At 70.2% G+C, this 18708-nt stretch carries 22 protein-coding genes and 1 pseudogene; 14 read left to right on the top strand and 9 right to left on the bottom strand.

Going from position 1 to position 18708, the window contains the following annotated elements; genetic code table 11:
- Positions 1 to 21 precede the first annotated feature (21 nt).
- The 8 genes from A2U95_RS29500 to A2U95_RS29465 all read left to right on the top strand — a co-directional run bounded on the left by A2U95_RS29500 (position 22) and on the right by A2U95_RS29465 (position 6417).
- Positions 22 to 1545, top strand: a complete 1524-nt coding sequence (locus A2U95_RS29500) for a recombinase family protein (RefSeq protein ID WP_166028634.1) — start codon at positions 22 to 24, stop codon at positions 1543 to 1545.
- A 727-nt stretch (positions 1546 to 2272) separates the two neighbouring features.
- Positions 2273 to 2491, top strand: a complete 219-nt coding sequence (locus A2U95_RS29495; protein WP_166028632.1) for a hypothetical protein — start codon at positions 2273 to 2275, stop codon at positions 2489 to 2491.
- A 70-nt stretch (positions 2492 to 2561) separates the two neighbouring features.
- Positions 2562 to 3527 (top strand): hypothetical protein, encoded by a 966-nt coding sequence (locus A2U95_RS29490; protein WP_166028630.1) that lies wholly within the window; start codon positions 2562 to 2564, stop codon positions 3525 to 3527.
- Positions 3528 to 3676: 149 nt separating this feature from the next.
- A complete protein-coding gene (locus tag A2U95_RS29485) occupies positions 3677 to 3976 on the top strand; it encodes a hypothetical protein (RefSeq protein ID WP_166028628.1) in 300 nt (99 codons plus the stop codon).
- The gene (locus A2U95_RS29480; RefSeq protein WP_166028626.1) at positions 3973 to 4383 is read left to right on the top strand and encodes a hypothetical protein; all 411 of its coding nucleotides are present in this window, start codon (positions 3973 to 3975) and stop codon (positions 4381 to 4383) included. Before A2U95_RS29485 ends, A2U95_RS29480 begins: the two co-directional genes overlap by 4 nt.
- A gap of 135 nt (positions 4384 to 4518) precedes the next feature.
- Positions 4519 to 5304, top strand: coding sequence for a hypothetical protein (locus tag A2U95_RS29475; RefSeq protein WP_166028624.1), 786 nt, complete (start codon positions 4519 to 4521; stop codon positions 5302 to 5304).
- Positions 5305 to 5329: 25 nt separating this feature from the next.
- On the top strand, positions 5330 to 5533 hold the full coding sequence (locus A2U95_RS29470) for a hypothetical protein (RefSeq protein ID WP_166028622.1): 204 nt from the start codon (positions 5330 to 5332) through the stop codon (positions 5531 to 5533).
- Positions 5534 to 6063: 530 nt separating this feature from the next.
- Entirely contained in the window at positions 6064 to 6417 is a 354-nt protein-coding gene (locus A2U95_RS29465) for a hypothetical protein (RefSeq protein ID WP_240958345.1), read from the top strand.
- A 207-nt stretch (positions 6418 to 6624) separates the two neighbouring features.
- Here A2U95_RS29465 and A2U95_RS29460 read toward each other — a convergent pair whose 3' ends face one another.
- Complete coding sequence (locus A2U95_RS29460) at positions 6625 to 7446, bottom strand: hypothetical protein (protein ID WP_166028620.1); 822 nt, start codon at positions 7444 to 7446, stop codon at positions 6625 to 6627.
- Positions 7447 to 7665: 219 nt separating this feature from the next.
- Between A2U95_RS29460 and A2U95_RS29455 the strand changes: the two genes are divergently transcribed.
- On the top strand, positions 7666 to 7959 hold the full coding sequence (locus A2U95_RS29455) for a ribbon-helix-helix domain-containing protein (protein ID WP_166028618.1): 294 nt from the start codon (positions 7666 to 7668) through the stop codon (positions 7957 to 7959).
- Positions 7960 to 7997: 38 nt separating this feature from the next.
- Here A2U95_RS29455 and A2U95_RS29450 read toward each other — a convergent pair whose 3' ends face one another.
- On the bottom strand, positions 7998 to 8255 hold the full coding sequence (locus A2U95_RS29450) for a GntR family transcriptional regulator (RefSeq protein WP_166028616.1): 258 nt from the start codon (positions 8253 to 8255) through the stop codon (positions 7998 to 8000).
- Between the two features lie 157 nt (positions 8256 to 8412).
- Between A2U95_RS29450 and A2U95_RS29445 the strand changes: the two genes are divergently transcribed.
- From A2U95_RS29445 to A2U95_RS29430, 4 genes are all read left to right on the top strand, one after another.
- Entirely contained in the window at positions 8413 to 8715 is a 303-nt protein-coding gene (locus A2U95_RS29445; RefSeq protein WP_166028614.1) for a hypothetical protein, read from the top strand.
- Positions 8712 to 8966, top strand: a complete 255-nt coding sequence (locus A2U95_RS29440; protein ID WP_240958343.1) for a hypothetical protein — start codon at positions 8712 to 8714, stop codon at positions 8964 to 8966. The genes A2U95_RS29445 and A2U95_RS29440 overlap by 4 nt, the downstream gene beginning before the upstream one ends.
- Before the next feature lie 344 nt (positions 8967 to 9310).
- Positions 9311 to 9883, top strand: coding sequence for a hypothetical protein (locus tag A2U95_RS32215; protein ID WP_206283116.1), 573 nt, complete (start codon positions 9311 to 9313; stop codon positions 9881 to 9883).
- A gap of 112 nt (positions 9884 to 9995) precedes the next feature.
- Complete coding sequence (locus tag A2U95_RS29430) at positions 9996 to 11807, top strand: NHL domain-containing thioredoxin family protein (RefSeq protein WP_166028612.1); 1812 nt, start codon at positions 9996 to 9998, stop codon at positions 11805 to 11807.
- Positions 11808 to 11851: 44 nt separating this feature from the next.
- Here A2U95_RS29430 and A2U95_RS29425 read toward each other — a convergent pair whose 3' ends face one another.
- From A2U95_RS29425 to A2U95_RS29395, 7 genes and pseudogenes are all read right to left on the bottom strand, one after another.
- Positions 11852 to 12070, bottom strand: coding sequence for a DUF6458 family protein (locus tag A2U95_RS29425; RefSeq protein WP_166028610.1), 219 nt, complete (start codon positions 12068 to 12070; stop codon positions 11852 to 11854).
- A gap of 196 nt (positions 12071 to 12266) precedes the next feature.
- Positions 12267 to 13028 (bottom strand): annotated as a pseudogene (locus A2U95_RS29420) (S8 family peptidase); the annotation flags it as partial.
- Between the two features lie 39 nt (positions 13029 to 13067).
- On the bottom strand, positions 13068 to 13295 hold the full coding sequence (locus tag A2U95_RS29415) for a hypothetical protein (RefSeq protein WP_166028573.1): 228 nt from the start codon (positions 13293 to 13295) through the stop codon (positions 13068 to 13070).
- A gap of 46 nt (positions 13296 to 13341) precedes the next feature.
- Complete coding sequence (locus A2U95_RS29410) at positions 13342 to 14283, bottom strand: cyanobactin maturation protease PatG family protein (protein ID WP_166028608.1); 942 nt, start codon at positions 14281 to 14283, stop codon at positions 13342 to 13344.
- Positions 14284 to 14362: 79 nt separating this feature from the next.
- The gene (locus tag A2U95_RS29405) at positions 14363 to 14641 is read right to left on the bottom strand and encodes a hypothetical protein (protein WP_166028571.1); all 279 of its coding nucleotides are present in this window, start codon (positions 14639 to 14641) and stop codon (positions 14363 to 14365) included.
- Between the two features lie 278 nt (positions 14642 to 14919).
- Positions 14920 to 16215 carry a M18 family aminopeptidase gene (locus A2U95_RS29400; RefSeq protein WP_166028606.1) on the bottom strand — a complete coding sequence of 432 codons (1296 nt, stop codon included), beginning with the start codon at positions 16213 to 16215 and terminating at the stop codon, positions 14920 to 14922.
- A 115-nt stretch (positions 16216 to 16330) separates the two neighbouring features.
- Positions 16331 to 18151, bottom strand: a complete 1821-nt coding sequence (locus A2U95_RS29395; RefSeq protein ID WP_166028604.1) for an acyl-CoA dehydrogenase — start codon at positions 18149 to 18151, stop codon at positions 16331 to 16333.
- Positions 18152 to 18344: 193 nt separating this feature from the next.
- On the opposite strand from A2U95_RS29395, the gene A2U95_RS29390 reads away from it, so the two are divergent.
- Entirely contained in the window at positions 18345 to 18707 is a 363-nt protein-coding gene (locus A2U95_RS29390; protein ID WP_166028602.1) for an ADP-ribosylation/crystallin J1, read from the top strand.
- Position 18708: the final 1 nt, after the last annotated feature.

The raw sequence follows: 18708 nt of genomic DNA, 5'->3' as shown, positions 1-18708 counted from the left end.
GTAACGAAATAGGATGTCCGAATGCACCATCACACGCTGGCCGACCTGTACCTGCGTCTCTCGCTAGATCGGGACGGGAAGACGGCGATCGAGCGGCAGGAGGCCGACTGCCGCGCGTGGGCCGAACGGAACGGACTCGAAGTCCGCAAGGTTCACGTCGACCGGGGACGGTCCGGTTACAAGAAGGTCGACCGGCAGGGGTTCACAGCCGCTCTCGCGGCGGTCACGTCCGGCGTGGTCGGGACGCTTATCGTCTGGAAACTCGACCGGCTCAGCCGCAAGGGCATGGGCGAGGTCGGCAACGCCCTCGACGACATCCGTGACGCCGGCGGGCGGCTCGTTTCGGTCATGGACGGGCTCGACACCTCGAACGGGTCGGCCCGCATCGTCATCGCGACGCTCGCGGAGGTTGCGCTGGCGGAGTCCGAGAACCTCGGAACCCGAGTCGGTAACGCAAAGCGGTACCTGCGCTCTCGTGGGCAGTGGATCGGCGGACAGCCGCCGTACGGCCTCGCTGTCGACCCCGCCACGAAGAAGCTCACGTACGACCCGGAGACATCGGTCTACGCCCGGCTCATCGCCGACGAAGCGCTGGACGGTAAGGCCATGGCGAAGATCGCTCGGCTTCTGAACGAGTACGACATCCTGTCCCCGCGCGGGGGTCAATGGAACGCCGCGACGGTGATGCACCTCCTTCGCTCGCCGGCGTTCGCCGGGCTCATGCCCGAGACGGTGAAGAACAAGGACACCGGCCGCTACACGTCCAAGGTCGTCCCCTATCGCCACCCGGACACGGGCGACGTGGTCGAGGTCGGCGAAGGCATCATCACGGTTGCCGAGCGGGAAAAGATCATCGCGCAGCTTGAGTCCCGTACGTTCCATCACGCGGGCAAGCGGCACCCGAAGCCCATCGGCACTGCCCTGCTGACGTCCATCGCCCGGTGCGCGCACGATGACTGCGGCAAGGCCATGATCCTCTCGGGGAACTCCTACCGGTGTCTTGGTGCGGTGCAGGGCAATACCTGTCCGGGCGCGTCGGCGATGGCTGCGCGGGTGGACGACTACGTGACGTTCATGTTCCTTGCCCGGCTGCCGCAACTCACCCCTGGCGACCCGCTATTGGACGCGATCGCGGACCGGTGGATACATAAGTCGGACCCAGGGCTGTTTGCCAAGCGAGACGCGATCACGGCGGAACTCGCCGACGCCCAAGCGCGCATGGCCGACCTGGAAGACGCGCGGTATGTGCGCGGCGAGTTCGCTGGCGCTGAAGCCATCGAGCGGTACGGCCGACTGGCGAACCGTCTCCACGACCGCATCGACGGCCTGCGCCACGACTTGGCGAAGCTTCCGACACCCGAAGCGGACATCTCGCCGCTGTTGGACGGCGAGCTACTGCGTGAATCCTGGGAAGCGGCTGAGGTGCAGGAGCGGCGCGAGTTGCTGAGACTGGCTATCGACCGCGTCGAGGTCACCAAGGGCAGCCGCGGCGCACGGTTCATTGCCGAAGACCGCGTACGCATCGTGTGGGCGGGAGCGGAGTAGCGGTACCGCTGACGGCAGCAACGGGCACCCTCGGGCAACTGGTCTGGGCGGTGCCCGTTCGGCGTTTGTCGCCCGCCAGCCGCCACCGGCGCCGACGGCCGACGTGGGTACGCAGCCACGACGCAGCAACGGTGGAACATATCGGAGTCGCACTCATCGAGGTTGGGGAAGGTGATTCCAGCGGCTCTGCGCGTGCACTGGCGGACGCCTGACGGCAACGTGTAAACGCCCTCGCCCAATGACCGGCGCGGGGGCATACGCGCGTCCTGGGGCGCACTACGGGGCGCGAGGGCAGCGTGCATGGTGGCGCGGTAAGTGCGCCGACGAGGGGCGCGCCTCCGGGGTGTGTCTGCTTTTGCGCGGACGGGACGGAACTACCGTCACTACTCATTGAATCTTGCAGCAACAACAACAACATCAACTACTACTACTAAGCGAGAGTGACGAACTTCCGTCCTGTCCGCACGGAAACAGACACGCCCCAAGCGTCGCTCCAAGTCGCGCCCCGCCGCTGCACCACGTCGACACCCGCCCCGCTCAAATGTGAGCAGGCTCACAGCTGTCAGGGCACCAAAAGCCGCCCCAGAGCCGAACTCGTGGCCCACTTACATATCGGGAAGGGATAGCCCTGGGCTCCTATCCTCTCTCGCCTTCCGCTCCCGGTCGCCGTCCGCGCCGGGAGCTTTTCATTTGCCCATCATCCGGCACTGCCCGAAGGGAGAGCGGCATGGATCGGCTATGCCGTAACCCGCGCTGCGCCGCGTGGCTGCCCAGTACAAAGCGGGCCGACGCCAAGTGGTGCTCGCACCGCTGCAAGGTGGCCGCCGCCCGCGACCGCCGCCGACAGGCGGAACAGCTCCTCATCGCTCAACACAAAGCCGTGACCGCCGGCGACCAGGCCGAACTGGAGCGCATCCAGTGTGAAGCGGCCCGCTTGTTCGGCTGAACCATGAACGCCAGTCCCGGCGCTGGCCCACTCCCGGTATGACCCACCACGACGCACCCAGGAGGTACCCGTGGCCGATGCGCCGCGACCACCAATCGAGGCGGCCCATGCGGTCGCCACCCTCGCCCGTCTTGCTGAGGGCCGACACAACAACCACAGCGAACGCGGACGCCGCCCGTATCGCCTGAAGCTCGACACCGGGCTTTCCCTAGAACTGCCTGGCCCCGTGTTGCTCGCCGAGATCGTATTCCCCGTGCTCAACGCCGGCCGCGACCTCCGCGCGGACGGCAGCGCGCTGGTCGACCTCGCCACCGGCGAGCCGGTCGGACTCCTTGGCCACGCCGACGCCGTGCGTGCGTTCGTCGCCGCGTTGCCCGATGACCGTGCGGCGGGTCGCCCGTACAGCGACCTTCGCCTGTTCGTCGCCGAAGCCCAGCCCGGCCACGTCGCCAAGTACATGGCCGATGTCGCCCGCGCCGTGCGCCGTGTCGCGCCGCCCGCCCCAGTGCCGGAACGCGTCCCACACGAGCGGACGAAGCAATCCCCCGAGGAGCGCCGCCGGGCGAAAACCGAGTGGGACCGCGCCGCCCGCGCCGAAGGCCGCGAGCTGGAACGCGACGACCAGGCGGCCGCTGCCGCGTACCTGTTCTTGTTGCAGGAGCGCACCGGTCCCGGCGTTGTGTTCGCGCCGAAGGACCTTCGTAAGCGCTACTCCGACGCGGTAGCCACGTCGGCCAGGGCCGAGGAGATCGGTCGGAACAAGTTCTTCCAGGTCGCGAATGCCGTTGTCGGCCCGCGCACCCGCCGCCGCATCGACGGCAAGCCACAGCCCGCATACGTCACCAGGGAGGTCCCAGCCATGACTCGCAATGAGCGCAAAGACCTTGCCCGGCTTGTCGTCCAGCAGATCGCCGACAAGTGGGAGGTCGAGGCGCGAGCCGGGCTGTCCGACCTGCTCGCCGACCTCGCGTCGCCGTCGACCGCCGTAGCCGACGAACTGCCCGCGAACGTCGTTCCGCTCCGTCGGGTGGCGTGACCGTTCCGCGCGACGACCGCGCCCCACCATCCGCATAACGCCACTGCTTCCCCCTCAGCGCCCCGAGACCAGCCCGCCCGGCCGGTCGTCGGGGCGTTGCTGTTTCCGCCCGCTGAGCGGCCAGCAGTGGCATTCCGAGAGGACCGCCCATGTCGGCAGCCCCGACCACCTTGATTACGACCGCTGAGCTTCGGCAGCTGCTGATAGGCCCGCACTCGACATACAAGCTCCGCCGTACCTGGCGCGTGCTTCAGCTCCTCGCGGAGCGGCACGCACGAGCGAAGGCGCTCGGCAGCTTCGACGAGGAAGACGAGACCTTCCGCGCATCTCAGGGAGCCATGGCGGCCCTTGATCACGAACTCCGATCCATAGCCGAACTCACCCCTGGCGTGCTCCCCGCGATCGATGCCGCCATAGCCGCCGACCACACCGCCCCGGAGGCCCAGTGACCCACATTCCGCATCCCGAACGGCTTCGTCCCGGCGACGCTGCCCATGTCGATGAGGTCGCCAAGCTTGCGGCTGCCGTCATGGCTCCCGCTCCGCGACACGCCTTGGTTTCCTATCTCGACGCGTACGGCGTCATCCTCGAAGCACTGCTTGCAGCCGGGCGGCCGAAGCTGAGTCCCGGCGTTGTAGAGCGCTGCATCAAGGCGCTCGGATACTCCGTGCATCGCCGTCGGGCAGGCTCGCGACGCGAGCGAGTAGTGAACGGTGTCCGCTTCCGCGATCCGGCGTTCGTCGCCCAGGTGCTCGCCTACCGACAGCAACGGTTCCGGGACGCCGACCTGACCACCCGCATCCGTCGCGAAGCCGGTCACCGCCCCGCCTCCCAGCCCGGCAGCCGTCGGCGCTGACCTGACGCCCATCGCTGGCCAAAGCCGCGGCCTCGCCGCCTGGCACACGCGGCTTCTCAATCCCGCCGGCGCCGCCCATTCGGTCAGCCCAGCTGGCCCACCTCGTTTACACGCCCTCCCAGAAGGAGCCCATCCATGGCTGACATCTACGCCGACGCCACCCGCTTTCCCGACTCGAAGTACTTCTCCCCCGCCACGCGAAAGCTGATCAAGGCACGGGACGAAGCCCACTCTCGCTTCGTGGACTTCGAGTCCGACAACTACGGCGTCCTCCGCGACGACTACCGCCGCGTCGCCGAGGCCGCCGACGAGCGAGCCGCCCGCGAAGCGATCAAGGACGGCCGGGACCCGCTCGCCGGGGAGCCGCAGGTCGACCGCGTCGACCGGCTCCGCCCGCGTGTCCTCGGCGCTGCCCGCGAACTCGTCACCGAAGTGAAGCGCGCCGACGTCGCAGCCGTGCGCGCCGTAAAGGGCGAGGCCGTGAACGTCCTGGCCGCCGCCGAGGCGGAGTCGACCGCCGCCGGTGAGCGGTACATCGCTGCGTGGAACGCGATGCAGGCCGCCCGCGAGGAGTACGGGCGAGCGCTCAACCTGCGCACATGGGCTCTCGCATGGACGATCCCCGGCGTGTCCCCCGACTTCGCCGGGCAGGTGGACATGCCCCACACCGCGTTTGGTCGGCGCGCCCAGGACATCGACGGTCGCGACGTGTGGGGCGCTGCCGAGGTCGCCAAGATCGAGGAGTCGTTCGCCCAGGCGGCCGAGCCGCTTCCTGACCCGATGGTGGAGGTTCGGCGCACCGATGGTTCGCCGGTCGGCCGCATGAAGGCTTCCCACGCCGCCCACTTCATCAGCCGGGACGAGGCCGAACTGGTGCACCCGGAGGAGATGCCCGACTACCTCATGCGGTCCGCCACCTGACCAACACCACCGAAAGGAAGCCACCATGGCTAACACCCGCGCATCCGTCGACCGCGACCTCGTCGCCATCGAGAACGCGTTCGCCGACCGGCTCACCGTCGGCACGATCACGATGGATGAGCTACTGCGCCGCGTCCTCGTCGCTGCCGCTTCCATCGAAGGCGGCTCCCACGGTCCGACCCGCGTGAGCCGAGCAATCGCTGCCGTAGCCGCCGGGCGCTATGCCTGACGACCGCCCCGCGGCCTGCCACTCATGCGAGCCGCCGAACTCGAACGGCCGGGCGTTGTCCGTGTGCACCACGTCCGGCTGTTCGTGCCTGGTGGCGTCGGGCAAGTGCCACGGCTGCCGACGCACCAACGACAGCCAGCGCCGGAAGCGCAACCGCGCGCATTACGCCGCGTATGGCCGGAAGGACTGGCAACGCACCCGCGCGGCTTTCCTCCGTGAGCACCCGTACTGCGAGTGCGACGAGTGCCTACAGCTCCCCGCCATCCTCCGCCCGGCTGCCACGGTCGTTGACCACATCGACGGCCTCGGACCGCTCGGCCCTCGTGGTCACGACTGGTCCAACCTCCGAGCGATGACCAAGGCACATCACGACCGACGCACCATGCGTGATCAGGTCAACGGCCTAGACGCTGCGTGAGCCCTCCCCCTCCCGGGTGCCCCCTAACCCCTAGGGGGCGTCGAACGCAGGGGAGGGCCTGCGGAGGCGCGCCCAATCTTCAACCCAAAGCCGACCACAAGGAGTCACCGATATGCCCGTACCGCTCGGCACCTCGCTCGGCAGGTACGCCCGGCGAGCCGGTTCCGCCGGCGACAAGACCGTGCTGCCGACCGCTTGCGACCTTCCCGCGCCGACGATCCCGGCCGGGCGGGAGTGGTCCGACCACGAACACGCCCGCTGGGCTCAGCTGTGGTCGTCGCCACAGGCGAACATGTGGGACGAGTCGTGCGTGGGCATGGTCGCCGCGCTTGTCGTGTACGAGTCGCTGATCATGGCCGACCGCGCTTCGGCATGGACTGCCGCCGAAGCCCGACATGCATACGAACAGCTCGGCCTCACTCCGCGCGCCATGGTGGCGCTTGGTTGGGTGATCGGCGATGAGTGAACGCCGACGAGCCCGGCAGCACCGAGCGTCCCACCGCCCCAGCGACCAGCCCGCCCAGCCGCCCTACGGTCCTTGGAATGAACTGGACGCCACCGGGTGGACGATTTGCGAGCGGCACGAGCGCGGCGTCATGCCGGGCAGCACCTGCCTTCAATGCCGATTGGACGCAATGCCCGGCTGACCGACGGACTGTTCAGCATCGGTTACTCATTCCGCAGCTCGCCGAGGCGACGGCAGCAGGGAGCGAAGGCCGAGGGCATCTGAGGCCCGACCACTGCCGATCCATTTGCCCGTTGCGCCGACCAACTTGGTCGTGGCTGCGATCAGGGCCTGCCGATGCGCTTCGTACTCCTGCTCTTGCTTCGTCCGCGCCGCGAGCCGTTCGGCCCTCGTCCGCTCGTGCTCGTCCCGCAGCCGGTCACGCACAGCCTTGGAACCGGTCAGCATGTCGATCGTCCGCTGGTCTTCCTGGGCGTACTGCATGGCCTTCCGCGCTTCGGTCGGGTCCGGCTCGGGTCCACCTTCTTCGGCAGCCTTCGCCTGCGCCGCGTGCAGCTTGTCCAGCTCGCCGATCGCCCAGATGGCTTCGGGATGGTTGTAGATCTGTCCGTTGTCCTCGTCGTACTCCTCCCAATCGGCTTCGGCGCGAAGGTTGGCGAGCTTCTGGTCCGCCCACCAGGGGTCATCAGCTTCATCACGGCCCATAGGGACACGGTCGCAAAGCTCGACCACTTCAAGGGCGACCGCACGGGCGAGCTCCAGAATGTGCTTCGGGACGCCGGCCATCCGAACTCGCAGCCACTTGCCCTTAACAGCGCGCGCCACTGACACCGTGTCCAGGTCTCTGGGCTGGGAGTCGGTCACCTCCTCGGCAATGTCCAAGAGGTCCCCCAACACCTCGGACTGCCTGGCTATCTGCTCCCGACTCCACGCGGAGCGAGAGCTGTGCACTGCGACCCATACAGCGACGAACGCGGTTACAGACGAGGTGACCACGGTCGCCAGCGGCATCAAGTAAGAAAGCTGCATGAGGCGGACGATGCCCAAGCCGGGGAGCCGGTTATGCCGTTTTGAGCAAGAACAGAGCTTCGACCGCATAGGCCCTGAACACGCCGCCCACGACTGGCCCACTCAACGACCGCCGGGACTGATCCCCCGGCGCGCCTCCCTCGCCTGATGCCCCCGGCACTCCGCTGGTGCCGGGGCGTTGGCGTGCGTAGGGCGCAAGCCGAACGAGGAGGGCACCCCATGACCGCGCCGACACAGCGACGCCTTACCGTCCGCCTGGACAACGCCCTGTCCGACACCATCGCCGAGCTGACCGCCGGCGGCGACGTCACCGCTACGGACGTCGTCCGCCACGCGCTCCGCGTGTACGCCGACCTTGTCCGACGTGCTTGGTCCGTCCGCAATGAAAGCCCGGCTGCGCCGTCCGCCGTGGTGGGCTTCCGCGTCTGCCTGTCCGACACCGGCTCCGTCTCGCTGAGCCCGGCCACCCTTCGAGCGACGCCCCGTCCGCCGACCGCGTCGGACACCCGCTGACCGCGTTTACACGCCCCGCCCCTGGTTCCCCCGTGGAGCTAGGCGCGGGGCGTTTTTGCGTCTTCCGGAGCCTGCACAAACGACCCGCGCCCGGCCACGGTGTAGATCAAGCCCCGCTCGCGGAGGACGGACAGCGCCCGCTGCACGGTCGACGCACCAGCCGAGTACTCCTTGCGGAGCTCCAGCTCCGACGGCACCCGGCCGGTCAGCTCGCCGGACGCGATGTCGTCCGCGATGTGGTCGGCGATCTGCTGGTACGGGTGGCGCGGGTCGTCCGGATTGATAGTGCGAGCCATGGGCCAATGGTGCGCCTACCTGCACAACCGTGCGATCTGATGCGACCTGGTGCGGGGTGGTGCGCACGGGTGTACCGTCGTTCCGTCAGAAACGAATGCGCCCCGGCGGTGCGGCGAACACCCCGGGGCCGGCCATCGCTACCTGGGGAGCGACGACATGCGAACCATACTGGCTGCACTCCTTGCCCTGTTCATGCCGGGTCACGGCAAGCGCCGATCGACCCCAGCCGGTCCGCCGTTCCCCGCGACACCGCCCCGGACCGCCCCGCGCCCTCGACTGGAAGTGGTCCCGCACTGGGCGGACGACGAACCGGAAGAGTCATTCGAGCGCATGTACGTACGCGGCTATGTCCTCGCGGCCGAGCGCAGCCGCATAGCCCGGCTGCAACGGGAACGCCGCCGCGCCGCTGTTCTCGCGTCGCTCGGACAGGACTACGTACCCCTGGGGGTGGCGCTGTGATCTATGGCGATGACGAACCGCGCTACGCGGGCGAATGCGGCGGGAAGGCCGTCTACGTGATCGCGGCCCCCGGCGGGACGCTGGAAGCGCTGGCGGACGCTCGCGACCTGGAGAGTGCCCGCGCGCTGGCCTCCGTTGTTCGGGCCGTGGTCGGCGGAAAGGCGACCGCCGAGGAACTGGCCGCGTTCGTGCCGCTCCTGGCGGACGCCCTTGACCGTGTGATCAACGTGGCTACGAGGGGCGTCGAATGAGCGAGGCGGAAGAGGCCCCGCCGCCCGAGGCATACCGCGACAGCGAAGAGGCCTGGTGGACGCGCTACGGCGGGTACCGCGACCCGGTGTCCAACGTGCTGCAGTTCCCCCGGAACGCGCTTCCCTGTCTCGTGAAGGGGTGCGATCACTCCACCCACAAGCCGCGCCCGCCGCGTCAGCCCTAGCGGCCATTCAACCCGGCCCCGTCCGCGCGTGTTCCGCGACGCGTGGGCGGGGCCTTCGTATTTGTGGCGTCAGCCACTTCCCGCCGATCGGCTCCTCCCAGGGGCGTGACCAGCGTCTTTGCATGAAGTCGTCACCACGACAACGACACGGAGGACGACATGACGAACGGCACGATCGGCGCGGGCAAAGCGGTTCACCTGATCATTGACGGCAAGCCGGGGTGCGGCCGTGCCGGCGCGATCACCGCGACGGACGCAGCGGCTACCTGCAAGACCTGCATCCGGGTCGCCCCCGCCGAGCCGGTCGCGGAGGCCGCGCCGGTGACGAGCCCGGCAAAGCCGAAGGCGAAGAAGGCCGCGCCCAAGAAGGCCGCTCCGAAGAAGACCACGACCAAGAAGGCCGCCGCTCGGAAGCCCCGGAAGACCAAGCCGCGCGGAGAGACCAAGGTGTTCGCCTCCGGCAAGACCGCCGACCTCGCGGCCGGTATCCCCGGCGTCCGCTGGGCGGGCATCGCTCGGCAGACGGGCACGCTCACGGCGTCCGTGAAGCTCGCCGATTTCCTCGGCAAGGTGGTGACCGGCTTCCAGTGGGCCGCCGCTTGCATCGACCACGACGAGTACATGTCGTGCCAGACGCACCGTGCCGCCTGGATCGCCCGCCGCAGCCCGGCTGAGTGGTGCAAGGGCTGCGCCTCCGCCCTTGCCGACACGGAGGCCAAGGCCGCCGAGTGACCAGCCCGCGCCCGTAGTGGGCGCTGGTGGCACCACTGGCCACCGACCGCCCCCGCCCTCGATGGGTGGGGGCACTTTTTGCGTTTACGCGTCAGTGGGCGACCCTGTATGGATGACGAAGCGAGCACGTGTCCGCGCCCCTGAGCTGGTCGGTAAGGGCGGATGGATCAATACCGGCGGGAAGAACCTCACCCTGGCGGACCTGCGAGGTCGTCTAGTGGTGGTAGATTTTTGGACCTTCTGCTGTGTGAACTGCCTGCACGTCCTCGACGAGCTGAGGGAGCTGGAGGAGAAACACCGCGACACGCTGGCGATCATCGGCGTGCACTCGCCCAAGTTCGTCCACGAGGCGGAGCACCAGGCCGTGGTCGACGCCGTCGAGCGGTACGGGGTGGAGCACCCGGTGCTGGACGACCCGGAGCTGGCCACCTGGAAGCAGTACGCGGTCCGCGCCTGGCCCACGCTGGTCGTCGTCGACCCGGAGGGCTACATCGTCGCCCAGCACGCCGGCGAGGGCCACGCGCACGCCATCGAGAAGCTGGTGGAGGAGCTGGAGGCCGAGCACGAGGCCAAGGGCACCCTGCGCCGCGGCGACGGCCCCTACGTGCCGCCGGAGCCGCAGCCGACCACCCTCCGCTTCCCCGGCAAGGCGCTGCTGCTGCCGGGCGGGAACCTCCTCGTCAGCGACACCACCCGGCACCAGCTGGTGGAGCTGGAGGCGGACGGCGAGACGGTGGTGCGCCGCATCGGCGCCGGCGGGCGCGGCCTGGCCGACGGCGACGCCGCCACCGCGCGGTTCAGCGAGCCGCAGGGCCTCGCGCTGCTGGACGACACCACCGTGGTCGTCGCGGACACCGTCAACCACGCGCTGCGCCGCCTGGACCTGTCCACCGGCGAGGTCACCACGGTGGCCGGCACCGGCCGGCAGTGGATGCAGGGCGAGCCCACCGCGGGCGCCGCCGACCGGGTCAGCCTCTCCTCGCCGTGGGACGTCGCCCACTGGCAGGGCAAGGTGTGGATCGCCATGGCCGGCGTCCACCAGCTCTGGGCGTGGGACCCGGCGTCCGGCACGGTCGAGGTGACGGCCGGCACCACCAACGAGGGCCTGGTCGACGGCCCCGGCGGCGAGGCGTGGTTCGCGCAGCCCTCGGGTCTCGCGGTCTCCGCCGACGGGGAGCGGCTGTGGCTCGCGGACTCCGAGACCAGCGCCCTGCGCTGGGTGGAGAAGGACGGCTCCGTGCACACCGCGGTCGGCACCGGGCTCTTCGACTTCGGCCACCGCGACGGAGAGGCCGCGCAGGCGCTCCTCCAGCACCCGCTGGGCGTCACCCCGCTGCCCGACGGCTCGGTCGCGGTCAGCGACACCTACAACCACGCGCTGCGCCGCTTCGACCCCGCCACCGGCGAGGTCACCACGCTCGCCACCGACCTGCGCGAGCCCAGCGACGCCGTGCTGGTCGGCGAGGACATCGTGGTCGTCGAGTCGGCGCGGCACCGGCTGACCCGGCTGCGGCTGCCGGAGGAGGCGGTGCGGGTGGAGTCGGTCGCGCACCGCACGCAGCGCGCGGCGACCGAGGTGGCTCCGGGACGGCTGGAGCTCGACGTCATCTTCCAGGCGCCCGCGGGCCAGAAGCTGGACACCCGCTACGGGCCGTCGACCCGTCTGCTGGTCTCCTCGACCCCGCCGGAACTGCTGCTGGCGGGCGGGGGCGCGGACACCGACCTCGCCCGGGTGCTGGAGCTGGACCCGGACGTGCCGGAGGGCGTGCTCCACGTCTCCGCGATGGCCGCCTCCTGCGACGACGACCCGGAGAACGAGTACCCCGCCTGCCACGTGCACCAGCAGGACTGGGGCGTCCCGGTCCGTATCACGGCCGGCGGGGCGACCCGCCTGCCGCTGGTGCTGGCCGGGCTGGACGCGTGACGGCCTGAGCCGTTCCGCGCGGAAGCGAGGTGAGAGGGGCCCCGTCAGTAGCGACGGGGCTCCTCCTCGACGACCGGGGTCGTCGGAGGCATGACCACGCGACGGCGCCGGGCGATGCTGGTGAAGGTCGCCACGCCGATGAGGCCGACCAGCATCAGGATGATGCCGACCAGGTCGACGTTGACGCCGCTCATCTCCCAGTCGGTGGCGAAGGTGAGAATCGCTCCCACCGCTATCAGGACGATGCAGCCACCCAGTCCCATGACGGAACCCCTTTTCCGGAGCGAGAGTTCGGATCGATGTGGTCCCCTCCGGATACCCGGCGAGGCTCCCGGCATACGTGGGGCCGCGGGTGGGGCGGGCCGGTAAGGGGCGGTCGGCGCGCAGCGCCCGGTACGCGTCCCAGGCGTTCAGCAGAGGCGGTACGACCGACGTGCGCCGGGCGCCCGCACCCCGGGTGATCGCGTGGCGTACCGCTTCCGGCGGGATCCCCGGAAACTCCGAGAGCAACAGCGCCACGGCCCCCGTGACGAACGGGGCGGCCGCGCTGGTGCCGGTGAGGCGCCGCGGGCGGCCGTCGGTGCCGAGGCCTGCCACGTCCTGGCCGGGGGCGCCGACGCCGCGCCCGCCGATGGCCCTGCCCAGGTTCGACAGGCTCAGCGGCCGTCCGTCCCGGCCGCAGGCGACCACCGGAACGGTCCAGGGGTGGCGGGTGACGACGGAGGTGCCGAGCGTGCCCTGGTTGCCCGCCGCGACCACGACGATCACGCCCCGGCGCGTTGCGTGATCCAGCGCCTCGTCCAGAGCGGGGTTCGGGGTGGAGGACGGATCGGCCTGGGCCAGGCTGAGGTTGAGCACGTGCGCGCCCGCGTCCACGGCGTCGACGACGGCCGCCGCCAGTTCCTCGGGCCGGACGCCCGCCAGGCATCCGGCGGGGCCGGAGCCGCCGGACGGGAAGACCGGACGCGACAGCAGGGTGCAGTGCGGGCAGATGCCCGGCGTGGCGGACCCGCGCCGGGCGCCGAGGATCCCGGCGACGAACGTGCCGTGCGCGCAGCACGCGTCGTCGGGACCGCAACCGCGTCCGCGGGGCGCCGGTCCTTCCCCGGTACGCGGGCCCGTCGTCCGTACGGGGTGTCCGCGCAGGTCGGGGTGGTCGGACGAGACGCTTCCGTCGACGACGGCGACGACGACACCGGGCCGGCCGGCCGTCCGCCTCATCAGGGGACGAAGGCCGGCCAGGTCCAGAGGGTGCACGGGTCAGAACCCTTCCCCGTCCGAGCACAGTGCCTGCAGGCAGTTGGCCACGCAGCGCTGGGGATCGGGGGAGCGCCGGCACTGCATGCGGCAGACCGGACGCAGTTCGATCTCGCAGAGCCCCTGCGGCACGATCCGGTCGGGACCGGCGCGGTACGGGGCCTCGGGCGACGGGTACGCACCTCCTGTTCTGTGGAGCGCCGATTCGGCGGTGAATCCGGGAATCCTCATGGGACTCTCCTCCTCGGACGGTGATGGCGGGGGTCAGGACTGCGGGTCACCGGTCGTAGTAGGCCGTCCAGTTGCTCCGCAGGAAGGGGAACATCTCGGTGACGTCGATCCGCACGAAGTACTTCTCGGTGACGTCGGCCTCGCGATGGGTGAAGGAGAACACGACGTCGAGGATCCTCCGGGTGCCGCTGAGCCGGGAGGGGGAGACGTCCACGGCGCTCAGCCGGAATCCGTGTGCGCTGAGCTGCACGGTCTTCCGGTAGATCCTGTCGTTGCGGACGGCCGCGTAGTTGACGGCACGGTGCTCGTCGGCGGCGCCGGAGTTGTCGCCGAGCTGGAGGAGCCGTGCCAGGAGGTCCGCGGCGGCGTCGCGGAATTCCTTGGCCGGGATGTCCTCGGGAGGGTCGACCGCCTTGATCAGGTCCTTGCTGTGGAAGGAGTAGATCTGTTCGAAGGCCACCACCGGCACGGTGAGGCCGTTGCACAGCTCCGGCGGGGCGACGGGCCCGCGTCTGCCGATGACCACGTCCAGGTCGAGCGGGCTGGGAACGGGCCGGACCGCGGCGATCAGCTGGTCGTAGCCCGAGGGATCGCTCGGCCGCAGGATGTAGGTGTCGATCTCCCGGATGGACAGGACGAAGCACAACTGTCGCACCAGGTAACGGTTCTCGGGGTCCGAGAGCACGGCGTGCAGCAGTTCCTGGTCGGTCAGCCCCGCCGGTTTCTGCCGGGCGACGACCTGGGCGAACTCCTTCTCCACCCCGAGGCTGGGGAACTGTACGCGCACCCTCCCCAGGGCGTAGACGAAGCCGTGGCCCGCCGCGCGCGGGGGGCCGCCCGCTTCGGGCTCCGGGGGGTACGCGTCTTCGGTGCACCCGCAGCCGGCCTGGGTGAGTGACGCGTTCCCGGCGGGGGCCGGCGGCTCGGGCGCCTCGTCGGGCCGTGCCGGCCGCGGGCCGGCGGGGACGTCGATTCGTTCAGGATCCATGGACGGCTCCTGGCTCCTCGTGTGGACGGCTCGCGCACGACGAGCCGCGATGGGTTGCCGGACGCCGGCCGTCCGGGGGTCAGCCGCGGCCGTGCCGGCCGGAGAAGGCCACCCACCGGTTCAGGGCGGCGGCCCTTCGTCCGCATCCGCCGCACGGAGGGATTCCCGCCGCGGACGTCATCCTCTTGACGACGTCGCCGAGGCCGACCTCCTCGTCACCGGCGACGAACCCGGGAAGCCGCACGCGCGCTCCCCGTGGTCCGGGTTCGCGGCGGTGGGGTCCGGGCCCGGTGGCCCCGTCCGCCTCACCGGCTTCGTCGTGGCCGAGGACGGGGAACTCGTCCTTGTCCATCGTCATCACTTCCGGTGCTGCCGGGGCACGGCGAGGCACGGCGGACGTACGACGGTCGTGTCCGGGGCCGTGGGGCTCCACGGAGGCCGTGCTTCGCGGATCTGGTCCACATTCCATGTTTCTCCCGTCGCTCCCTGATCGCAATCGCGGGAACGGCTGGGCCCGCCCAGGTGGGAACACCGGGGCGGGCCGGGAGGGCCGAGGGGGCGGGGAGCCGGGGGAGCGGGATGCCGGCGGCCGTCCGCGCGGGGACGCCGGAGGAGCTTCCCGGAGGCGGGCCGGGGTTACCCCCGCAGGAACGCGGCCAGCGCGTTGGCGAGGAGGAACGGGTCGTCGGCGGCGCAGAGTTCGCGGGCGCTGTGCATCGACAGGATGGCCACGCCGATGTCGACGGTGCGGATGCCGTGCCGGGCCGCGGTGATCGGGCCGATGGTGGTGCCGCAGGGCATCGAGTTGTTGGACACGAAGGACTGGAACGGCACGCCGGCCTTCTCGCAGGCGTCCACGAACACCGCCCGGCCCGAACCGTCGGTGGCGTAGCGGTTGTTGACGTTCACCTTGAGGATCGGTCCGCCGCCCGCGCGCGGGTGGTGCGTCGGGTCGTGCCGCTCGGCGTAGTTGGGGTGCACCGCGTGGCCGGTGTCGGAGGAGAGGCAGACGGTGCCGGCGAGGGCGCGCGCCCGGTCCTCCAGGGTGCCGCCGCGGGAGAGCACGGAGCGCTCCAGCACGGTGCCGAGCAGCGGGCCGTCGGCGCCGGTGTCGGACTGCGAGCCGGTCTCCTCGTGGTCGAAGGCGGCCAGCACGGGGATGTACGGCAGGTCGTCCAGGCCGGCCACGGCGGCCAGGGCGGCGGTGCCGGCGTGCACCGAGAGCAGGTTGTCCATCCGCGGGCCCGCCACCAGTTCACGGTCGCGGCCCAGGTAGGCGGGCGCCTCCACGGAGTGCACCATCAGGTCCCAGCCGACGGCCGAGCCGCGCTCGAGACCGGCCTCGTCCTCCAGGAAGGCGATCAGGTCGCCCTCGGCGACGTCGTCGCCCAGGCCCCAGACCGGCTGCATGTGGCGCTGCTGGTCGAGCTTGAGGCCGTCGGCGTGGATCGAGCGGTCCATGTGGATGGCGAGCTGCGGCACGCGCAGCAGCGGGCGGTTCACGTCGACCAGCCTGGCGGAGCCGTCGCGCAGCGTCAGCCGGCCGGCCAGGCCCAGGTCGCGGTCGAGCCAGGAGTTGAGCAGCGGGCCGCCGTAGATCTCGACCGCGACCTGCCGCCAGCCGTGGGCGCCGCTGTCCGGGAGCGGCTTGACCCGCAGGTTGGGCGAGTCGGTGTGGGCGCCGACGATGCGGAAGGGGGTGTGCGGGGCGGCGCCCCCGGGGACGTACCAGGCGATCAGCGCGCCACCGCGGATCACGTACCGCCCGCCGGCCTCGGCGTCCCAGGAGTCCGTCTCCGACAACGGCCGGAAGCCCGCCTGCCGCAGCTTCTCGGCGGCGTTGGCCACCGCGTGGTACGGCGACGGGGAGGCCGCCAGGTAGGACATGAGGTCGTCGGTGTGGCCGCGGTCGAAGCGGGTTGGTGCGCTCATGGGAGCCAGCCTAGATCCAGCTGAGGAACGCCGGACGGCAGGGCGGGGCGGCGCCGGAGCGCCACCCCGCCCTGCCGCATCCCGAACCGCTCGGGGGACCTGGGGGAGACCGGGATCAGAACGCCTCTTCGGGCAGCTCCATGATCTCCAGGTCGACGTTCTGGGCGACCTTGCGGGCGAAGGTGACGCCCGGCAGGACGGTCTTGGCGAAGAACTTGGCCGCCGCGATCTTGCCGGTGTAGAACGCCACGTCCTTGCCGGTGGCGGTCTGCAGCTTCTCGACGGCCACGGCCGCGCCCTTGAGCAGCAGGTAGCCGACGATCACGTCACCGGCGGCCATCAGCAGGCCGGTGGTGTTGAGGCCGACCTTGTAGATGTTCTTGACGTCCTCCTGGGAGGCCATCAGGTCGTTGAGCATCTGGCCGACGATCGCCTCGAGCTCGCCGGCCGCGCGGCCGAGCTGCTCGCGGGCGGCGGACAGGTCCTCGCCGCCGATGTTCTGGCCGATGAAGGACTTGATCTCCTCGGCGATCGCGGTCAGCGGGGCGCCGCCGGTGCGGACGATCTTCCGGAAGAAGAAGTCCTGGCCCTGGATCGCCGTGGTGCCCTCGTAGAGGGTGTCGATCTTGGAGTCCCGGATGTACTGCTCGATCGGGTACTCCTGCAGGAAGCCGGAGCCGCCGAAGGTCTGCAGCGACTGGGCGAGCTGCTCGTAGCCCTTCTCGGAGCCGTAGCCCTTGACGATCGGGAGCAGCAGGTCGTTGAGGGCGTGCTCGGCGGTGGCGTCCTCGCCGTTCGCCTCCTTGGCCTGGATGGCGTCCTGGACGGAGGCGGTGTACATCACCAGGGCGCGCATGCCCTCGGCGTACGCCTTCTGCGTCAGCAGCGAACGGCGCACGTCGGGGTGGTGGGTGATGGTGACCTTCGGGGAGCCCTTGCCGCCGGCCAGGTCGTTGCCCTGGACGCGCTCCTTGGCGTACTCCAGCGCGTTGAGGTAGCCGGTGGAGAGGGTGGAGATCGCCTTCGTGCCGACCATCATGCGGGCGAACTCGATGATGAGGAACATCTGGCGGATGCCGTCGTGCTTGTCGCCGATCAGCCAGCCCTTGGCGGGGTGCTTGTCGCCGAAGGTCATCTCGCAGGTGTTGGAGGCCTTGAGGCCCATCTTGTGCTCGACGTTGGTGGCGTAGACGCCGTTGCGCTCGCCCAGCTCGCCCGTCTCGAAGTCGAAGAGGTACTTCGGCACGAGGAAGAGGGACAGGCCCTTGGTGCCGGGGCCGGCGCCCTCGGGACGCGCGAGCACGTAGTGGAGGATGTTCTCCGACATGTCGTGCTCACCGGACGTGATGAAGCGCTTCACGCCCTCGATGTGCCAGGAGCCGTCCTCCTGCTGGACCGCCTTGGTGCGGCCGGCGCCGACGTCCGAGCCGGCGTCGGGCTCGGTGAGCACCATGGTCGAGCCCCACCGGCGCTCGACGGCGATCTCCGCGATCTTCTTCTGGACGTCGTTGCCCTCGTCGAAGAGGACGCCGGCGAAGGCCGGGCCGGAGGCGTACATCCAGATGGCCGGGTTGGAGCCGAGCAGGAGCTCCGCGTAGGACCAGATCAGGGAGCGCGGCGCGGGGGTGCCGCCGATCTCCTCGGGCAGGCCGAGGCGCCAGTACTCGGAGTCCATGAAGGCCTGGTAGCTCTTCTTGAAGGACGCCGGGACGGGCGCGGTGTTGGTGGCGGGGTCGAACACCGGGGGGTTGCGGTCCGCGTCGGCGAAGGACTCGGCCAGCTCGTTCTCGGAGAGGCGGGCGATCTCCTCGAGGATGCTGCGGGCGGTGTCGACGTCCATCTCCGCGAACGGGCCGGTGCCGTACAGCTTGTCGCGTCCGAGGACCTCGAAGAGGTTGAACTCGATGTCGCGGAGGTTCGGCTTGTAGTGCCCCATCGACGGCTCCGTAAGGGATCGGGTAGCGGATTCCGGCGGTCTACCGGCAAGTAACAACGATGATGCTACCCATCGGTAATAAGCCGCAACCCCGCCTGCGCATCTGTGACCGAATACTCCCGAACCGCGTTCCACGCTTCCGGGGAAAGGAAAACCCGTCGCCCCTGCGGCCCGTGCTGCCTACCGTCGCTTCATGAGCACAACACAGCGGACCACCACCCTCTGGCGCCCCACCGGGCCGGTGGAGCTCGCCCTGGTCGCGGACTCCGGGTACCGGGCGTGGCCGCCCCGCCTGCCCGAGCAGCCGATCTTCTACCCGGTGCTCAACGAGGACTACGCGGTCCGCATCGCCCGTGACTGGAACGTTCCGGCCTCCGGGTCCGGCTACGTGACCCGGTTCGAGGTGGAGGCCGGCTTCCTGGCCCGCTATCCGGTCCGCCGGGCCGGCGGCGAGACCATCCTGGAGCTGTGGGTGCCGGCCGAGGAGCTGGAGGAGTTCAACCGGCACATCGTCGGGCGCATCGAGGTGGTGCGGGAGTTCCACGCCCCCGCCTGAC

It is taken from the genome of Streptomyces chilikensis (genome assembly GCF_001642695.1).
Classification (GTDB): domain Bacteria; phylum Actinomycetota; class Actinomycetes; order Streptomycetales; family Streptomycetaceae; genus Streptomyces; species Streptomyces chilikensis.
This window is presented reverse-complemented; position numbering and strand designations above follow the sequence as displayed.

Bases quoted from the DNA above. Each gene is read 5' to 3' on its own strand.
- A2U95_RS29495 (WP_166028632.1), top strand. From the start codon at position 2,273: ATGGATCGGCTATGCCGTAACCCGCGCTGCGCCGCGTGGCTGCCCAGT.
- A2U95_RS29465 (WP_240958345.1), top strand. From the start codon at position 6,064: ATGCCCGTACCGCTCGGCACCTCGCTCGGCAGGTACGCCCGGCGAGCC.
- A2U95_RS29410 (WP_166028608.1), bottom strand. From the start codon at position 14,283: ATGGATCCTGAACGAATCGACGTCCCCGCCGGCCCGCGGCCGGCACGG.
- A2U95_RS29450 (WP_166028616.1), bottom strand. From the start codon at position 8,255: ATGGCTCGCACTATCAATCCGGACGACCCGCGCCACCCGTACCAGCAG.
- A2U95_RS29400 (WP_166028606.1), bottom strand. From the start codon at position 16,215: ATGAGCGCACCAACCCGCTTCGACCGCGGCCACACCGACGACCTCATG.
- A2U95_RS29500 (WP_166028634.1), top strand. From the start codon at position 22: ATGCACCATCACACGCTGGCCGACCTGTACCTGCGTCTCTCGCTAGAT.
- A2U95_RS29395 (WP_166028604.1), bottom strand. From the start codon at position 18,151: ATGGGGCACTACAAGCCGAACCTCCGCGACATCGAGTTCAACCTCTTC.
- A2U95_RS29430 (WP_166028612.1), top strand. From the start codon at position 9,996: ATGACGAAGCGAGCACGTGTCCGCGCCCCTGAGCTGGTCGGTAAGGGC.
- A2U95_RS29485 (WP_166028628.1), top strand. From the start codon at position 3,677: ATGTCGGCAGCCCCGACCACCTTGATTACGACCGCTGAGCTTCGGCAG.
- A2U95_RS29425 (WP_166028610.1), bottom strand. From the start codon at position 12,070: ATGGGACTGGGTGGCTGCATCGTCCTGATAGCGGTGGGAGCGATTCTC.
- A2U95_RS29405 (WP_166028571.1), bottom strand. From the start codon at position 14,641: ATGACGATGGACAAGGACGAGTTCCCCGTCCTCGGCCACGACGAAGCC.
- A2U95_RS29455 (WP_166028618.1), top strand. From the start codon at position 7,666: ATGACCGCGCCGACACAGCGACGCCTTACCGTCCGCCTGGACAACGCC.
- A2U95_RS29445 (WP_166028614.1), top strand. From the start codon at position 8,413: ATGCGAACCATACTGGCTGCACTCCTTGCCCTGTTCATGCCGGGTCAC.
- A2U95_RS32215 (WP_206283116.1), top strand. From the start codon at position 9,311: ATGACGAACGGCACGATCGGCGCGGGCAAAGCGGTTCACCTGATCATT.
- A2U95_RS29415 (WP_166028573.1), bottom strand. From the start codon at position 13,295: ATGAGGATTCCCGGATTCACCGCCGAATCGGCGCTCCACAGAACAGGA.
- A2U95_RS29470 (WP_166028622.1), top strand. From the start codon at position 5,330: ATGGCTAACACCCGCGCATCCGTCGACCGCGACCTCGTCGCCATCGAG.
- A2U95_RS29460 (WP_166028620.1), bottom strand. From the start codon at position 7,446: ATGCAGCTTTCTTACTTGATGCCGCTGGCGACCGTGGTCACCTCGTCT.
- A2U95_RS29390 (WP_166028602.1), top strand. From the start codon at position 18,345: ATGAGCACAACACAGCGGACCACCACCCTCTGGCGCCCCACCGGGCCG.
- A2U95_RS29475 (WP_166028624.1), top strand. From the start codon at position 4,519: ATGGCTGACATCTACGCCGACGCCACCCGCTTTCCCGACTCGAAGTAC.